This window comes from Runella salmonicolor (assembly GCF_024158025.1).
GTDB lineage: Bacteria > Bacteroidota > Bacteroidia > Cytophagales > Spirosomataceae > Runella > Runella salmonicolor.
In genome coordinates, this window is sequence record NZ_JAMZEL010000008.1 from 225598 (window position 1) to 239990 (window position 14393).

Annotated in this window: 14 protein-coding genes; 12 read left to right on the top strand and 2 right to left on the bottom strand. The window is 45.0% G+C overall.

Translation table 11 applies throughout. The annotated features are described in order from the left end of the window. Window positions 1–38 precede the first annotated feature (38 nt). Window positions 39–1262, top strand: a complete 1224-nt coding sequence (locus tag NCI00_RS19175; protein WP_253530225.1) for an exo-beta-N-acetylmuramidase NamZ family protein — start codon at window positions 39–41, stop codon at window positions 1260–1262. 209 nt (window positions 1263–1471) lie between these two features. Beyond that, window positions 1472–2221, top strand: a complete 750-nt coding sequence (locus NCI00_RS19180; RefSeq protein WP_253530227.1) for a DeoR/GlpR family DNA-binding transcription regulator — start codon at window positions 1472–1474, stop codon at window positions 2219–2221. Between the two features lie 57 nt (window positions 2222–2278). Here NCI00_RS19180 and NCI00_RS19185 read toward each other — a convergent pair whose 3' ends face one another. After that, the gene (locus NCI00_RS19185; protein WP_310586781.1) at window positions 2279–3574 is read right to left on the bottom strand and encodes a hemolysin family protein; all 1296 of its coding nucleotides are present in this window, start codon (window positions 3572–3574) and stop codon (window positions 2279–2281) included. Between the two features lie 101 nt (window positions 3575–3675). Here NCI00_RS19185 and NCI00_RS19190 point away from each other — a divergent pair, with 101 nt between their 5' ends. The 4 genes from NCI00_RS19190 (at window position 3676) to NCI00_RS19205 (ending at window position 7647) form a co-directional block, all read left to right on the top strand. Continuing rightward, entirely contained in the window at window positions 3676–4365 is a 690-nt protein-coding gene (locus tag NCI00_RS19190; protein ID WP_114070007.1) for an NUDIX hydrolase, read from the top strand. 225 nt (window positions 4366–4590) lie between these two features. Then, window positions 4591–5061, top strand: a complete 471-nt coding sequence (locus NCI00_RS19195) for an SRPBCC family protein (RefSeq protein ID WP_253530230.1) — start codon at window positions 4591–4593, stop codon at window positions 5059–5061. Between the two features lie 259 nt (window positions 5062–5320). Next, window positions 5321–6064 carry an acetylxylan esterase gene (locus NCI00_RS19200; protein WP_253530233.1) on the top strand — a complete coding sequence of 248 codons (744 nt, stop codon included), beginning with the start codon at window positions 5321–5323 and terminating at the stop codon, window positions 6062–6064. Between the two features lie 143 nt (window positions 6065–6207). Beyond that, window positions 6208–7647 (top strand): family 43 glycosylhydrolase, encoded by a 1440-nt coding sequence (locus NCI00_RS19205; RefSeq protein ID WP_253530236.1) that lies wholly within the window; start codon window positions 6208–6210, stop codon window positions 7645–7647. A 275-nt stretch (window positions 7648–7922) separates the two neighbouring features. Here NCI00_RS19205 and porX read toward each other — a convergent pair whose 3' ends face one another. Next, window positions 7923–9485 carry a T9SS response regulator signal transducer PorX gene (gene porX, locus NCI00_RS19210; RefSeq protein WP_166557865.1) on the bottom strand — a complete coding sequence of 521 codons (1563 nt, stop codon included), beginning with the start codon at window positions 9483–9485 and terminating at the stop codon, window positions 7923–7925. 211 nt (window positions 9486–9696) lie between these two features. Here porX and NCI00_RS19215 point away from each other — a divergent pair, with 211 nt between their 5' ends. From NCI00_RS19215 to NCI00_RS19240, 6 genes are all read left to right on the top strand, one after another. Then, a complete protein-coding gene (locus NCI00_RS19215) occupies window positions 9697–10509 on the top strand; it encodes a universal stress protein (protein ID WP_253530239.1) in 813 nt (270 codons plus the stop codon). Between the two features lie 104 nt (window positions 10510–10613). Then, on the top strand, window positions 10614–11270 hold the full coding sequence (pyrE, locus tag NCI00_RS19220; RefSeq protein ID WP_253530242.1) for an orotate phosphoribosyltransferase: 657 nt from the start codon (window positions 10614–10616) through the stop codon (window positions 11268–11270). A 13-nt stretch (window positions 11271–11283) separates the two neighbouring features. Beyond that, window positions 11284–12033 carry a peptidoglycan editing factor PgeF gene (pgeF, locus tag NCI00_RS19225; protein ID WP_253530311.1) on the top strand — a complete coding sequence of 250 codons (750 nt, stop codon included), beginning with the start codon at window positions 11284–11286 and terminating at the stop codon, window positions 12031–12033. A gap of 54 nt (window positions 12034–12087) precedes the next feature. Next, on the top strand, window positions 12088–13005 hold the full coding sequence (locus NCI00_RS19230) for an EamA family transporter (RefSeq protein WP_253530244.1): 918 nt from the start codon (window positions 12088–12090) through the stop codon (window positions 13003–13005). A 42-nt stretch (window positions 13006–13047) separates the two neighbouring features. Then, on the top strand, window positions 13048–13662 hold the full coding sequence (locus tag NCI00_RS19235) for a DJ-1/PfpI family protein (RefSeq protein ID WP_253530246.1): 615 nt from the start codon (window positions 13048–13050) through the stop codon (window positions 13660–13662). Between the two features lie 148 nt (window positions 13663–13810). After that, window positions 13811–14323 (top strand): hypothetical protein, encoded by a 513-nt coding sequence (locus NCI00_RS19240; protein WP_253530248.1) that lies wholly within the window; start codon window positions 13811–13813, stop codon window positions 14321–14323. Window positions 14324–14393 lie beyond the last annotated feature (70 nt).

The window sequence follows — 14393 nt, forward strand, 5'->3', positions numbered from 1 at the left end:
TGTAACTTTCCCCCTCAAACAATCCTGCTTTTTGCTTTATGAAACGGTCATTTCATCTGTCCCTTTTTGTTGCCACTGTGTTTTTGGCAGTTTTTGCCGCATTTACTACCGCCCCAAAACCTGAAAATGCAAAAAAAAGCATCATTACGGGCGCCGACCAAACCTCAGCGTATCTTCCCTATCTGAAAGGGAAACGCATTGGAATGCTGGTCAATCAAACTTCAATCATTGGCAAAAAGCACTGTGTCGATAGCCTCTTCAAATTAGGGGTAAAAATTACCAAGATTTTTGGGCCTGAACACGGATTTCGGGGCAATGCGAGCAACGGTGCTAAAGTAGACGATAGCGTAGACCCCGCCACGGGCATTCCCGTGATTTCGCTCTACGGTAAAAACCGTAAACCTTCCAAAGAACACTTGGCCGACGTCGATTTGATGATTTTTGACGTGCAGGACGTAGGGGCTCGTTTTTATACCTACATCAATACGCTATCGTACGTCATGGAGGCCTGTGCCGAAAACAACAAAGAATTACTCATTTTGGACCGCCCCAACCCGAACGGATTTATTGTGGATGGCCCCATTTTGGAGCCGCACCTGAAATCAGGCATCGGAATTTTTCCTATTCCCATCAGCCACGGTCTGACCATCGGAGAGTTTGCCCAAATGATTAATGGCGAAGGTTGGCTGCCCAACGGGCTGAAATGCAAATTAAAAATCATCAAAGTAGCCAATTATACGCATGACCTGCCGTATGTCCTCCCCGTACCGCCTTCGCCCAATTTAAATACGCAGCAGTCCATTCTGCTCTATCCCAGTATTTGTCTATTTGAAGGCACCATTTTGAGTCAAGGGCGCGGCACCTACATGCCTTTCACGGTACTGGGAGCACCCTTATTGAAAGGGAAATACACGTTTTCGTTCAAACCAGTCAGTCTTAAAGGCATGAGCGAAACTCCCCTGCATCAGGATACTGACTGTTATGGATTGGATTTGCGGAAGTATGACACCGCTATTTTTCTGAAAACCAAGAAATTAAACTTGCAATGGCTCATGGAGCTGTATGCGGCTTACCCCCTCAAAGAGAAGTTTTTTGACATGAGTCAAAGCAAACAAATGGGAAACTTTGATAAACTGGCGGGAACAGAAAACTTAAAGCAGCAGATTATTGCGGGTAAATCAGAAGAAGAAATTCGTAAAAGCTGGGAGCCCGGGCTGGGAGACTTCAAAATCAAGCGAAAGAAATATTTATTGTACCCATAAAAAAGAAACATCCCTCGCAGCTACACAAACCCCTAAGGTAGCGCGAGGGATATTTTATCATAGGTTAAGTTGTGGTTGAAACAACTATGCAAAAATATGCAATCTTTTTGTTTTAATGCAACTTTTTTTTGCATTTTTTTGCAAGATATTTTTAGAAATCACTCTCAATGAATTTTTAAGTATTTATTGAAGTATATTTTAACTAACCTATGATAAAAGAAGAGCGCCAACGGCTCATTATTGAGAAGCTCAATCGTGACCAAAAAATCAACTTAGTGGAGTTGAGTCAGCTACTGCACGTTTCGTACGACAGCATCAGACGCGACGTTATTGAACTGGAAGACAAGGGCTTACTGAAAAAAGTACACGGTGGAGCCGTGGCTAATTCCTACTTGTCTTTTAAAACCACGCAAGGATTCGGTATCGACAATCAGGAAGTATTGCACCTGACCCGAAAAGCCCAAAAACTGTTTGAAAATCATCAAACGATATTGATGGATGGCGGCACCACGAATTTTCACATTGCCGAACAATTTCCCAAAAACTTGGAACTGACCGTCATTACCAACAGTCTGCCCCTTGCCATCGTACTGAATGAACACCCAAAAATTGAAACAATCCTTTTGGGAGGCACCTACCACAAACGCTACCAAATCACGGTAGGCAACCAAGCCATGCGCCAACTCGAACACCTGCGGGTTGACCTTTATCTCATGGGTTTCAATGGGTTAGATCCAAATGTAGGAGTTACGCTGCGCAATTATGAAGAATCGGTCTTAAAACAAAAAATGGCAAAAGCGGCCAAAAAAGTAGCGATTTGTGCCATTACTGAAAAAATCCATACCATAGAGACCTACAAGGTATGCGACCTGCATGAGATTGATTTTTTGGTGACGAGTCTAAAACCCGCCGACCCGTCGTTGAACGATTTTCGCAATAAAGGGATTGAAATCATCTAAACCTTGCAAAAGTTTGCAAATCTTTGCAAGGTTTAAACTTTACCATCTGAAAGAGTATTACCCACCTTCTTCTTCTTCGCTTAGTTTTTGAACGAGTATCTTGTCGATACGGCTTTTGTCCATGTCGACAATCTCGAACCGATAGTCCTGCCACGTGAAGTGCTCACCCGTATCGGGAATATCCTTAAAAATATGCAAGGCAAAGCCACCAAGGGTGTTGAAGCCCGTCAATTCTTTTTTCTGCTGTATCGTAATGTCAAAATGATTGATAAAATCTTCCCACGGAAGCTGGGCATCCACCAGAAAACTGCCGTCTTCGCGCTCTACGATGTCGTAGTTAAACTCATCGGTTTCTGACAAATCCCCCACCAACGCGTCCAAAATGTCGTTTAGCGTGGCAATGCCAAGCATGGCGCCGTATTCGTCGACGATGATACCAAAATGCACCCGACTTACTTTAAACTTTTCTAGGGCCTGATAGGCTTTGTTGTTTTCGGGAATATACAACGGCTCACGGGCCAGCGATTCCAATCGGGTAAGTTGCTCATCCAAATCACCGCCGAGCAAATCTTTCACATAAATCAGCCCCACGATATTGTCAATCCCGTCGTTGCAAAGGGGATAAATGGAGTGCTTGGATTCCATGATTCGGGCTTTATTTTCTTCGGGGTCATCGGCCGAATCCAACCACGTAACCTCCTGACGGTTGGTCATCAACGACGTGATTTTCCGGTCGCCCAGATGAAAGACATTCTCCACGATTTCTTGCTCAATCTCATCAATGACCCCGCCTGTGGTGCCTTCCTGAATGATGGTCTTGATTTCTTCTTCCGTAATGGCTTGGTTTTGCGGCGTAATCCGCAGAATTTTCATAAACAAATCGCTGGATTTGGCCAACAACCAAATAAACGGCGACGTAAGATTGGAGAGCCAATTCATGGGCGTAGCCATAAACTTGGCAATGCCTTCGGGATTGGACATGCCGATACGCTTAGGCACGAGTTCTCCCAAAACCAATGACAGGTAGGTTACAAACAAAACAACGCCACCTACGGCGATAGAATGCGCATAAGGCTTCAATAATTCATACTGCTCAACGTAGGCCTGAAAATCGGTCGTGATGCGTTCACCGCTGAATACCCCGTTCAGGATTCCAATGAGGGTGATGCCGATTTGGACGGTCGAGAGAAAGCGATTGGGGGAGTTTGCCAGTTCGAGTGCATGTTTGGCCTGCCGGTCACCGTTTCGTGCCGCAGTTTCCAACTTAGACTTTCGCGAGGAGACCAGCGCGATTTCTGACATGGAGAAAATACCGTTGATAAGAACGAGTAGAACGATAACAAATAGTTCCACGTATGGGGATGGTTGGTACAATTGCAAAATTATCAAAAGTATTTGCTATCCAAAACAAACCCATTTGCTAATTTTGTCGGCATTAACGCCCCACTACTCCTATGATTATATTTATCAAAGACCGTCCGGTCCGAATTTTAAGCGAAAAAGCGGCTCAGGGGCTCTCCAATCGGGCCACTTTTGACCGAATCATTGACGCTCACCTCGAAATGCTGAAGGTGGCAAGTTTAAAGGGGCATTTACTCATTCTGAACGCCACACCGATTACGGCCGAAAAATTGTTTCATTTTTTGAACAATTACGACCTGCCCGAGCTCCAATCCATTTATTTGGTGCCCAAAGACCGCGAAGCCGTGGAAAAAAGATTGAAAAAAATCTACACCATCATCAAAGCGGCGGGTGGCATTGTGACCAAAGACAACAAAATGCTGATGATGTTTCGGCGGGGCGTGTGGGATTTGCCTAAGGGCAAACTCGACGACAATGAAAAATCAAAAAAAGCGGCCCTCCGCGAAGTAGAAGAAGAAACGGGCGTAAAAGCCGAGCTTATCGAAAAAACCTGTACCACTTGGCACACTTATACCCAAAACAATCAACTCATCCTCAAACGGACCAAATGGTATTGGATGCGCTGCGTGGACGACTCCAAGATGGCCCCCCAGCACGACGAAGGCATTGAACAATTGGCGTGGATGAGTGAGCCCGAAGCCCGCAAAGCACTCGTCAACTCCTTCAGCTCCATCCGCTACGTGGTAGACTGCTTTATGGGGCAGGAAGTGGATGTGGATTAGTAGCCAAGGGGGAACCGCATGGGCGGCCCCGCGCGAAATGGTAAACCGAAAAAAGGGGAACCGAGGGATGGTAAAACGAGAAATGTAGAACCGAAAAACAGCGGGTTGGAAACAGCCAGCTGTTTTTTTATATTTGAGGGTAGGCTGTGGCTTATATGCTTCGTTTTGGGGCTATAGGCTATATATGCTATTTATAGCGTATGTACAGATGTTAGCTGCAAGCGTATGGCGACAATCAAACTATTGACAAAAATAAAAGCACCAATTGACAAGTGTTTTGACGTTTCGCGAGACATTAAAGTTCATGAGCTATCTACAAAATACACAAACGAAAAAGCTGTTGCAGGTAAGACGTCAGGACTATGTGAAATAAATGACGAAATAACATGGCAAGCTACTCATTTCGGTATTAGGCAACACTTGACGATTAAAATAACCAAATTAAATAGACCTATATTTTTTGAGGACGTAATTTTAAAGGGCGCATTTAATTCAATGCGACATGAACACCACTTTATACAAGTTAATGAATGCACTGAAATGACTGACATCTTCTATTATGAAGTTCCATTTGGTTTTCTAGGTATTTGGTTTGACAAACTCATTTTAGAAAAATACATGACAAAATTCCTGTTAACAAGGAATCAAATAATAAAGGAAGTGAGTGAAAAAACGCCAGCAGCTAACCGCACCTAGGCAAAATGACCGCTTTTTTGAAAATTGCCTCTGCTGGCGCTTCGGCGGACAGAAATAAGTGCGGGCACTTCGCCTAGCCGCCAAACGTTATCTGCAATGCCAACGCCCAGACCATCTACACTCACTGAATTTTATACAAACTACCCTCATTACAAGGGACTTGTAAGGCTCACTGCATCCATTTTAGCCCCGTTGTTGAGTAGGTTTGCGTAAATTATGCTTACTGTAGAAGCAATAACCCTTACGAAAGAACTCTTCAATGAACAGCAAACTCAAGCCCTTGTGTTCGGTTATCATTTTTGTCGTTTTATCAGGATTACAAATAGGTGCTTTGGCACAGGGCCCGGGACAAAGAATACCGCTCCCGCCCATACCGATCAAAGGCGATACGACCCATACCCTTTCCAAACATTTCACGCTTGCCTCTGCCGCCGCAAAAGCACCAGATGCTAAGGGGTTTATTCAACGTTGGTTGGTGCTGGAACCAGTAAAGAAAGATATTGTCAGGAATAATATTTTCACCGACAACTACCTCAAAACAACATTCTCTACCGATAATTTCTCCAACGATTACACCACCGTTCCCAAAAATGGCGAAACGGTAAAAGTGGGAAATCAGGAACTGAAGTGGTATGCCTTGGACAGCAAGGCGTTCAACTTTAATTTATACCATTTTACCTACGCCCTTAACAAGCCCAAATACGGCATACTTGTCTGGCTCGTTACGGTCATCAATTGTCCCGAAGAAATTAAAAACGTCAGGATGGCTGCTGGATGTAATTCCGGAAGCATGTGGTGGCTGAATGGTCAGGAAGCCTTGCTGCTTTCCGGTGACAGGGATATGATTGCCGATAATGGTACTTCTGCACGGTTAACGTTAAAAAAGGGAAAGAACATCGTCAGAGGGGCGGTAATAAACGGACCGGGGATGGCTAATTTCTGTGTTCGTTTTTTAGATGAAAAAGGAGCACCCGTAAAAAACCTCAGCATCAGTTACGAATAATAGGGCTCCGTCAGTTTAAGGAAACCGCAAAATATAAAACGGCAAATTAAAAATATAAAAGTATTGATAGTCAATAAGTTATGATTTTGACAAAGGGAGGTTGATTTTAAAACTTACCTAAGGCAATTAAAATAAATCAGTACATGAAAAGAATCAACGTACCCGGCCTGACAACCTTATTCGCTTTATTGACAATCCAAACTGTATCAGCACAGGTAGGAAGACCCTTTATCCATGACCCCTCAACCATCGCTGAATGTGACGGCAAGTACTACACATTCGGCACGGGCGGTGGCGGATTGATTTCCAATGATGGTTGGACATGGCATGGTGGCGGGGTGAGACCAGGGGGAGGAGCGGCTCCGGATGTCATCAAAATCGGGGATCGTTACCTTGTCATCTATGGCGCAACCGGCGGTTCACCCAACCACAAAGGAGCGATTCTGACCATGTGGAACAAGACATTAGACCCAAAGTCTCCTGATTTTAAATATTCTGAACCGATTGTCGTAGCAACGTCGGATGGCTATGAAGAGAATGACGCCATTGACCCCGGCGTGATGCTGGACCCCACGACTGGACGCCTTTGGCTAACCTACGGTACGTATTTTGGATTCACTCGCCTGATAGAATTAGACCCCAAAACGGGAAAACTCAAGGCAGGCAATAAACCCGTGGATGTAGCCATCGTATGCGAAGCCAGCACGTTGGTCTACCGCGACGGTTGGTACTACCTGCTGGCCACGCACGGCAGTTGTTGCGACGGTGCCAACTCTACCTACAATGTGGTGGTGGGTCGTTCAAAAAAAATAACAGGTCCTTACCTTGACAATGTAGGAAGAAGCATGCTGGAAGGCGGCGGTAAAATGGTGGTGGCTACCCGTGGCGGATTAATAGGCCCGGGGCATTTCGGGCACATCATTCTTGAGCAGGGCGTTGAAAAAATGTCCCTCCATTATGAAGCCGATTTAGCGCAGGGGGGGCGAAGCGTATTGGGCATTCTTCCAGTGGTTTGGAAAGATGGATGGCCTGTGGCAGGAGAAAAGTTTAAAGAAGGCACGTATGAAATCGAATCCGTACGCAGAGGCTATGGATTAGAGTTGGCCGTTGATTTTACCAGAATGCCCGTTGTCCGGGGATTTGGCCAGCCCAACAATGAACCGATAAAACCCGTTCAAGCGCAGCAATTAGCCGATGTAATGAAAAACTGGCCAACGGGTAACATTAATTTAAGAATAGGCGACTACATGTCCCGTCCCCATCAACAATGGACGATTACCGATGCGCCTGATACAACCGGGTATCTGGGCGGACCTTATTATAAAATTGTATTGGCAGGCACCGATCGGGCATTGGCGGCCACTCCCGATGCCGAAGTAATCACCGTACCGGCATTTACGGGCGCGCCCGAACAGCTATGGCGCATCGATCAATTGACGGATGGTACTTATAGAATTATGCCCAAGGCGGTTCCCAATTCAGGAAAGAAGTTAGCGCTGGTATCTTCCGGCGACAGCACACCGACATTGGCAGAATTTGATTTTAACAGCGATAATTCGAAATGGAATTTTAGGGCTCCCTAAGGATATTCTTTACCCCGTTGCCCGTTTGAGGCAGCATTTAAGAAGACTCGCGCCAGTAGGGATTCTATCAGGTATTCAAGCCATAACTCAAATAAACACAATAATCGGTAATCAATTCATAACCAAAGGATTAGTTGAAGGATTTGATATTACATATTGATAATCAAGAAGATAATATTTTTCAAAATACCTGAACTTTTTATCGACTACTTAATAAAAAAGGCAGCCTCAGATTTTTGGGACTGCCTTAATCAATTATTGGAGTTGTTCTAATTTTACTTAGGTTTCAAGAACACAAACGGTATAATCATTTCTTCAATCGAAACCCCGCCGTGCTGGAAGGTATCGCGGTACATATTGACGTACTGGTTGAAGTTGTTGGGATACGCAAAAAAGTAATCGCCGAGGGTGAAAACGTAGGCCGTCGAAACATTGAGCTTGGGCAAAAACAAGCGCTCGGGGCGGCGGCACACGTAGATGTGGTTGTTGTCGTCGAAGCCGAGATTTTTTCCCTGTTTGTAGCGTAAGTTGGTATTGGTTTCGCGGTATCCAACGATTTTGACGGGTTTTTTCACCCGCGTCATGCCGTGGTCGGTGGTGATGATGATGCGCCCTTTTTTCTCTGCTATTCGTTGCAAAAAATCCATGATAGGGGAGTGCTGAAACCAAGATTTGGTGATGGAACGATACGCGGCCTCATCGGGAGCTAACTCCTTGATCATCATCATGTCGGTGCGGGCGTGCGAGAGCATATCCACGAAGTTAAAGACGACCACGTTCAGGTGGTTTTTCCAGAGGTTGGGAAGGTTGTCGATGAGGGTCTTTCCCTGATTTTGATTGATGATTTTGTTGTACGAAAACTTCACCTGCATCCGGTTGCGCTCAAACTGTTTGCGCAACAAATCTTCTTCGTGCTTATTGAGCCCTTCTTCGCCGTCGGGGGTATTTTCGTCGTTTACCCACCAATTAGGGTATTGCTTTTCAATTTCGCTGGGCATAATTCCCGCAAAAATTGAGTTACGCGCAAAACCAGTGGTGGTAGGCAGAATTGAATAATACGAAGATTCTTCTTCGACCGTAAAAAACTCGCTCAACAGCGGCTCGACTACTTTCCACTGGTCATAACGTAGATTATCAATCAGAATAAAAAACAAAGGCTCCGTCTGTTTCATCAACGGAAATACTTTGCGTTTCATCAACTGATGCGACAAAATCGGCTTGTCGGCGTTGGGGTCATTGAGCCAGTCTTCATAATTGTCGAGGACAAACTTGCAAAAATTGTTGTTGGCCTCTTCTTTCTGGGTCGACAGAATCTCCTCCATGCTTTTGTCTTGCGTGTTTTCGAGTTCCAATTCCCAGTAAATCAATTTTTTATATAATTCGACCCACTCCGCATGGCCGATGCGGTCTTGGTATTGCATGGCCAATTGCCGAAACTCCTGCATGTAGCTGATGTTGGTTTTTTCGCTGACCAACCGCTTGTTATCCAGAATTTTTTTGACCGAAAGGAGGATTTGATTAGGATTGAGCGGCTTAATGAGATAATCGGCAATGCGGGAGCCGATGGCTTCTTCCATTATACGTTCCTCTTCGCTCTTGGTAATCATGACCACGGGAAGATTGGGGCGTAATTGTTTTATCTGCGCGAGGGTTTCGAGACCTGAAAGTCCAGGCATATTTTCGTCCAGAAAAACTACGTCGAATCGTTCGTGTTCTACTTTGTCGAGGGCATCAGAACCACTATTGACGGGGGTGATGGTGTAGCCTTTGCCGGTAAGAAATAAAATATGTGGTTTTAATAAATCTATTTCATCATCTGCCCAAAGAATATTTGCCATAAGATAGTTGATAAGATGTTTTGATTGAAAAAATACGAAGGGGCTTATGCAGTAAAAATCAAAGCCCAAAATGTATCTCTCCTAACGACTTGTGAATTGAATAATTGTTTGTAGAGTGACATTAATCATCAAACATAACTGCCAATAATCATATTTTAAAATAGCTAATGAACGGAAATTGCGGAAGATAACCAACAAATCCATTCATCCAATGAAAACGATTCTTGTACCTACCGATTTAAGCGATGTTTCTGAATATGCCCTAGACGTGGCCGTTGAGATTGCTAAAAAGCACAATTCAACCATTGTGTTGCTCAAACGATTGATTTTTCCGACGGTAGAATATACCATGATTGATAACGATTTTTTTGACGGCAAGGAAGATTATTACCGTTTTCTGACCCAAGAATCAAAAGACCGTCTCAAAGATATGATTGATAGACCAGCTTATGCGGGTGTTAGTTTCAAACTGAAAGTAGTAAGAGAAAACGAAACGCTGGCCGAGGCCGTTTTGCACCAAGAGGCTGATTTAGTGGTGATGGGTTCGACGGGGGCAAGCGGTTGGAAAGAATGGACGAAAGGGTCTAATGCAGAGCATGTGGTACGAAAAGCAACCTGTCCGGTGTTGGTCGTAAAATCACCTGTGAGTGAGTTTAATAATGTGGTATTTGCCGTAGATTTTGAAAATGAGCAGTTTGTAAAAACCTCCACAAAATTGTTGGATAAATCAAACATCAATCCTCATTTTGTATATGTAGACAACGGCACCAAAATTTTTGATGAAGTGGCATTGCGCGAAAAAGTTGGGAAATGGGCCCTTGAACTGGGGTACAGTACCTATCAATTTGAGATTGTTGAAGCCAATACCATTGAGAAAGGAATCTTAAATTATGCCAGAAAAGTGGAAGCCGACATTATAGTAATGTATACCCACGGGCGCACGGGAATCCAACATTTTATTTACGGGAGTGTGGCCGAAGATGTGGTCAATCACGCCGAAATGGCCGTAATGGTGAGTCATTAACGGAGAAATTTTACTCCTTGAGCTTTTAAAAGAATGGCTGGCATCCCCAACCATTCTTTTTTTATGCGTAGTTTTGCAGGATTAAAAACATCTTTACACCGTTCATGCAAACCACTGTAGCCGTGAATCGACCGGAAGTAGCCCGCCAAGTTGCGGCGTATTTATTAAACATTGAAGCGATTCAACTTCGCCCCGCGCAGCCTTTCAAATGGAGTTCAGGCTGGAATTCACCCATTTATTGTGACAATCGTCTGGCGCTTTCGTTTCCTGAAGTGCGGACTTTCATCAAAAACGCCTTGGCGGGAGCCATCAAAAGCCATTTTCCAGCCGTGGAGCTTATTGCAGGAGTAGCTACTGCGGGTATTGCGCAGGGCGCTTTGGTGGCCGATGTGTTGCATTTGCCGTATGCTTATGTGCGTCCCGAACCCAAAAAACACGGGATGGGCAACCAAATCGAAGGTCGGGTCTTGGCGGGTCAAAAAGTAGTAGTACTCGAAGACCTCATTTCTACGGGCGGAAGCTCCCTCAAAGTAGTAGATGTACTACGCGAAGCCGGCGTGGAGGTTTTGGGAATGATTTCGATTTTTACCTATGGCTTTTCCATTGCCGATGAAAATTTCAAGCAGAAAGGCGTCGAATTGGTGTCGTTGAGCAACTACGATTGCTTACTGACCGAAGCCCTCAAATTAGACTATATCGAGTCAAGCCAATTGGAAACACTATCTAAATGGCGGGAAGATCCCGGAAGCTGGGGTATGTAAATCACTATAAATGATGCAATTATTTCACTCGCCCACCATTTTTCAACGTTTTACGAATCTCATTGCAGCAGAAAGCAGGCGCCACGGTGGGGTGAGCGCGGCTCCTTTTTCGTCGCTTAACTTGGGCATTAACACCAAAGATGCGCCCGAGAATGTGCTAGAAAACCGACGACTTTTTTTTGAAAAGTTGGAGATTTCGGAAGCTAGACTTGCCTCCTCTCATCAAGTACACGGAGATAGCATTCAAATAGTGACTGAACCGGGCCGGACCGAAGGCTTTGATGCGCTCGTCACGGAGGTGCCAGAAGTTGTGCTTGGGGTCACCGTTGCCGATTGTACCCCCGTACTGATTTATGACGCTCATCGTCGGGTTGTTGGGGCGGTTCATGCTGGATGGCGGGGCACGGTGTCTCAACTGGTCTATAAAACCCTCGAAACCATGCACGCCGAATACGGCACTGCTCCGGGTGATTGCTTCGCCTACGTGGGTACGTGCATCGATGAAAATGCTTTTGAAGTGGGAGAAGAAGTAGCGGAGCAGTTTCCTGATAAATTCAAACGGTTTGATACGGGCAGGGGAAAGTATTTGGTGGACTTAAAACGCGCCAATGCCGCGCAGTTAGAAAATTTTGGAATTCCTTCGGAGCGGATTGAAATATCACCGTATTCAACCATTACCCACAATGACGATTATTTCTCCTATCGTTTGGAAAATGGCCAAACGGGGCGGATGTTGGCCGTCATTGGGATGAAAAATGCGTAAACATACGGTAAACGTTATTGAAAAAAATAACCTCGCTCGGGCTAACATGATACAATGCAACAATCTTCTTCTGTAAAACTTTGGGCCAATCTGGTCATTGTGTATGTCGTATGGGGCTCTACCTTTTTGGGGGTTCGCTACGCTATTGAAGTGCTCCCGCCGTTGTTGACCAATGCCATTCGGTTTCTGGTGGGTGGTGTCATTTTCTTTTTGTTTACGCTGCTTCGTGGATATTCTATTCCGAGCATAAAGCAATGGCTTTCAGCGGCTTGGATTGGAATGCTTTTGAGCGGTGTCGGAAACTGCGCCGTTGCCTACGCCATTGGATTTATGCCTACCGGGTTGGTGGCACTGCTGGTAGCCACGCTGCCGGGTTGGATGGTGGGTTTGGATTATTATTTCTTTGGAAAACAAAAACCTTCGTGGCTAACGGTGGTCGGCTTGGGTGTCGGCCTGATTGGAATGTATATTTTACTGAATCCGGGAGAGAACCTCGCCCAACGTGAAATCCCCTTATTCCCCGCTTTTTTGGTTTTTATCGGGTCAATTACTTGGGCGTGGGGGTCGTTACAATCCCCGTATTTAGACATGCCTCCTCAAATGCAGACCACCGCGATCCAGATGTTGGGCGGGGGAGTTTTTTCCTTGGTGATGAGCTTGTTTTTGGAGCCAAATGGCTTTAAAGCCTTCGATAACATGACCCATCAAACCTACATGGCCTTACTTTATCTGATTGTGATGGGTTCTTTTGTGGGGTATTCGGCTTACGTTTGGTTGTTGCACCATGCGGCACCTTCTTTGACCGCCACCTATGCGTATGTCAACCCAGTAGTGGCCATGATTTTAGGGTGGCTAGTGGTAAACGAAAAATTAAGCACCCGCTCGCTGGTCGCTTCGGCGGTGGTTTTGACGGGCGTAGTTTTGATTACATTTGGCCGAAGAGCTTCGGCCAAAGCTGGCAATTTGCGTTAGTGCATTTCTCTGACCAATTTTTAACAAAACCCATACGTTCCCATGACCCGAAATGTAGCCATTTTCTTATTCGATGAGGTAGAAGTGCTCGATTTTGCGGGCCCTTATGAGGTTTTCAGCGTAACTGGACTGCGGACATTTACGGAGAAACCTTTCCACGTTTACACAGTTGCTGAGAAATCCCCCGTGGTGGCCCGCAACGGACTGACTATTATTCCCGATTATTTGTTGGATACCTGCCCCGAACCGGACCTGATTCTTATTCCGGGTGGAGGCGGTTTTTCTCCCGAAGGAGTTGCTTTTGGAAGTCGTCGGGAAATGGACAATGATGTGGTGTTGGAGTGGGTAAAAAAGCACGCTGCTCACGTTGAATTGGTTCTTTCGGTCTGTACGGGGGCCTTGATTTTGGGTAAAGCGGGGCTGTTGGAAGGACTGCAAGCCACGACCCATTTTAAAGCATTGGATGCCTTAAGGGCCATTTCGCCAACGATTGAGGTACTAGAAGGAGTTCGATACGTTGATAATGGCCAAGTCATCCTCTCTGCGGGTGTATCAGCAGGCATCGACATGTCTTATTACGTAGTCAGTAAATTACTGGGCAAAGAAGTAGCCGACGAAGCGGCGCGTTATGCCCAATACGATTACTGGCAAGAATAAAGTACAAACTATACTCTAAATGCCTTGCTAGGGCCTCTTAGTGGGGAAAATAACCGTTTTTGGGTGATTTTATTTGCTAATATTTGACTAATTTTATACTTTGTTTCGTTGTATTAATACTGAAAACCATTCTACAAACTTTAGTGATATGAAAAAATATCTTTACGCTGCACTATTTATTACTTCAGCCATGTTGGCAGGATGCTCAAAATCTGAGCCAGAACCAGAACCCGCCGAGCAAGTGATTGGGAGCTACACCGTGGAAAAACTTACCGAAGCTATTAAATACGCCAACTCTGCTTCAGAATATGCCGAAACAACGAATTATCCCGTAAAAGGTACTACCAATACTGGCATCGGTTATGAAGTAAACGCGGTATTGGATGTTGCCAAAACAGCGTCAAACATCGTGACCGTGACGTTTACCCAAACGGCGAAATTGTCCAACGGGCAGACCGAAAAGAGCAATTCCGCCTTTACAGGTATCGAATTAAAGAAAATAGAAGGTACTTCTGGCGAATTTGACATGCTGGACACAGGTGTTAAAATCGGTTCCATTGGCAAAAATGCCATTACCATCGAAGAGGTTACCAATGATAAAGATAGCTCAGGAGTAGCCTATACATATACGTTCCGTATTACGGGTAAAAAAGCCCAATAGTTAATTATACGTTAAGATTTAGAAAGTTAGCAGTTACGCAATTCCATCAATATTGCACAACTGCTGACTT

Excerpts from the sequence above, each read along its gene's own strand:
- NCI00_RS19175 (WP_253530225.1), top strand. The coding sequence starts at position 39 with ATGAAACGGTCATTTCATCTGTCCCTTTTTGTTGCCACTGTGTTTTTG.
- NCI00_RS19180 (WP_253530227.1), top strand. The coding sequence starts at position 1,472 with ATGATAAAAGAAGAGCGCCAACGGCTCATTATTGAGAAGCTCAATCGT.
- NCI00_RS19190 (WP_114070007.1), top strand. The coding sequence starts at position 3,676 with ATGATTATATTTATCAAAGACCGTCCGGTCCGAATTTTAAGCGAAAAA.
- NCI00_RS19195 (WP_253530230.1), top strand. The coding sequence starts at position 4,591 with ATGGCGACAATCAAACTATTGACAAAAATAAAAGCACCAATTGACAAG.
- NCI00_RS19200 (WP_253530233.1), top strand. The coding sequence starts at position 5,321 with ATGAACAGCAAACTCAAGCCCTTGTGTTCGGTTATCATTTTTGTCGTT.
- NCI00_RS19205 (WP_253530236.1), top strand. The coding sequence starts at position 6,208 with ATGAAAAGAATCAACGTACCCGGCCTGACAACCTTATTCGCTTTATTG.
- porX (WP_166557865.1), bottom strand. The coding sequence starts at position 9,485 with ATGGCAAATATTCTTTGGGCAGATGATGAAATAGATTTATTAAAACCA.
- NCI00_RS19215 (WP_253530239.1), top strand. The coding sequence starts at position 9,697 with ATGAAAACGATTCTTGTACCTACCGATTTAAGCGATGTTTCTGAATAT.
- pyrE (WP_253530242.1), top strand. The coding sequence starts at position 10,614 with ATGCAAACCACTGTAGCCGTGAATCGACCGGAAGTAGCCCGCCAAGTT.
- pgeF (WP_253530311.1), top strand. The coding sequence starts at position 11,284 with ATGCAATTATTTCACTCGCCCACCATTTTTCAACGTTTTACGAATCTC.
- NCI00_RS19230 (WP_253530244.1), top strand. The coding sequence starts at position 12,088 with ATGCAACAATCTTCTTCTGTAAAACTTTGGGCCAATCTGGTCATTGTG.
- NCI00_RS19235 (WP_253530246.1), top strand. The coding sequence starts at position 13,048 with ATGACCCGAAATGTAGCCATTTTCTTATTCGATGAGGTAGAAGTGCTC.
- NCI00_RS19240 (WP_253530248.1), top strand. The coding sequence starts at position 13,811 with ATGAAAAAATATCTTTACGCTGCACTATTTATTACTTCAGCCATGTTG.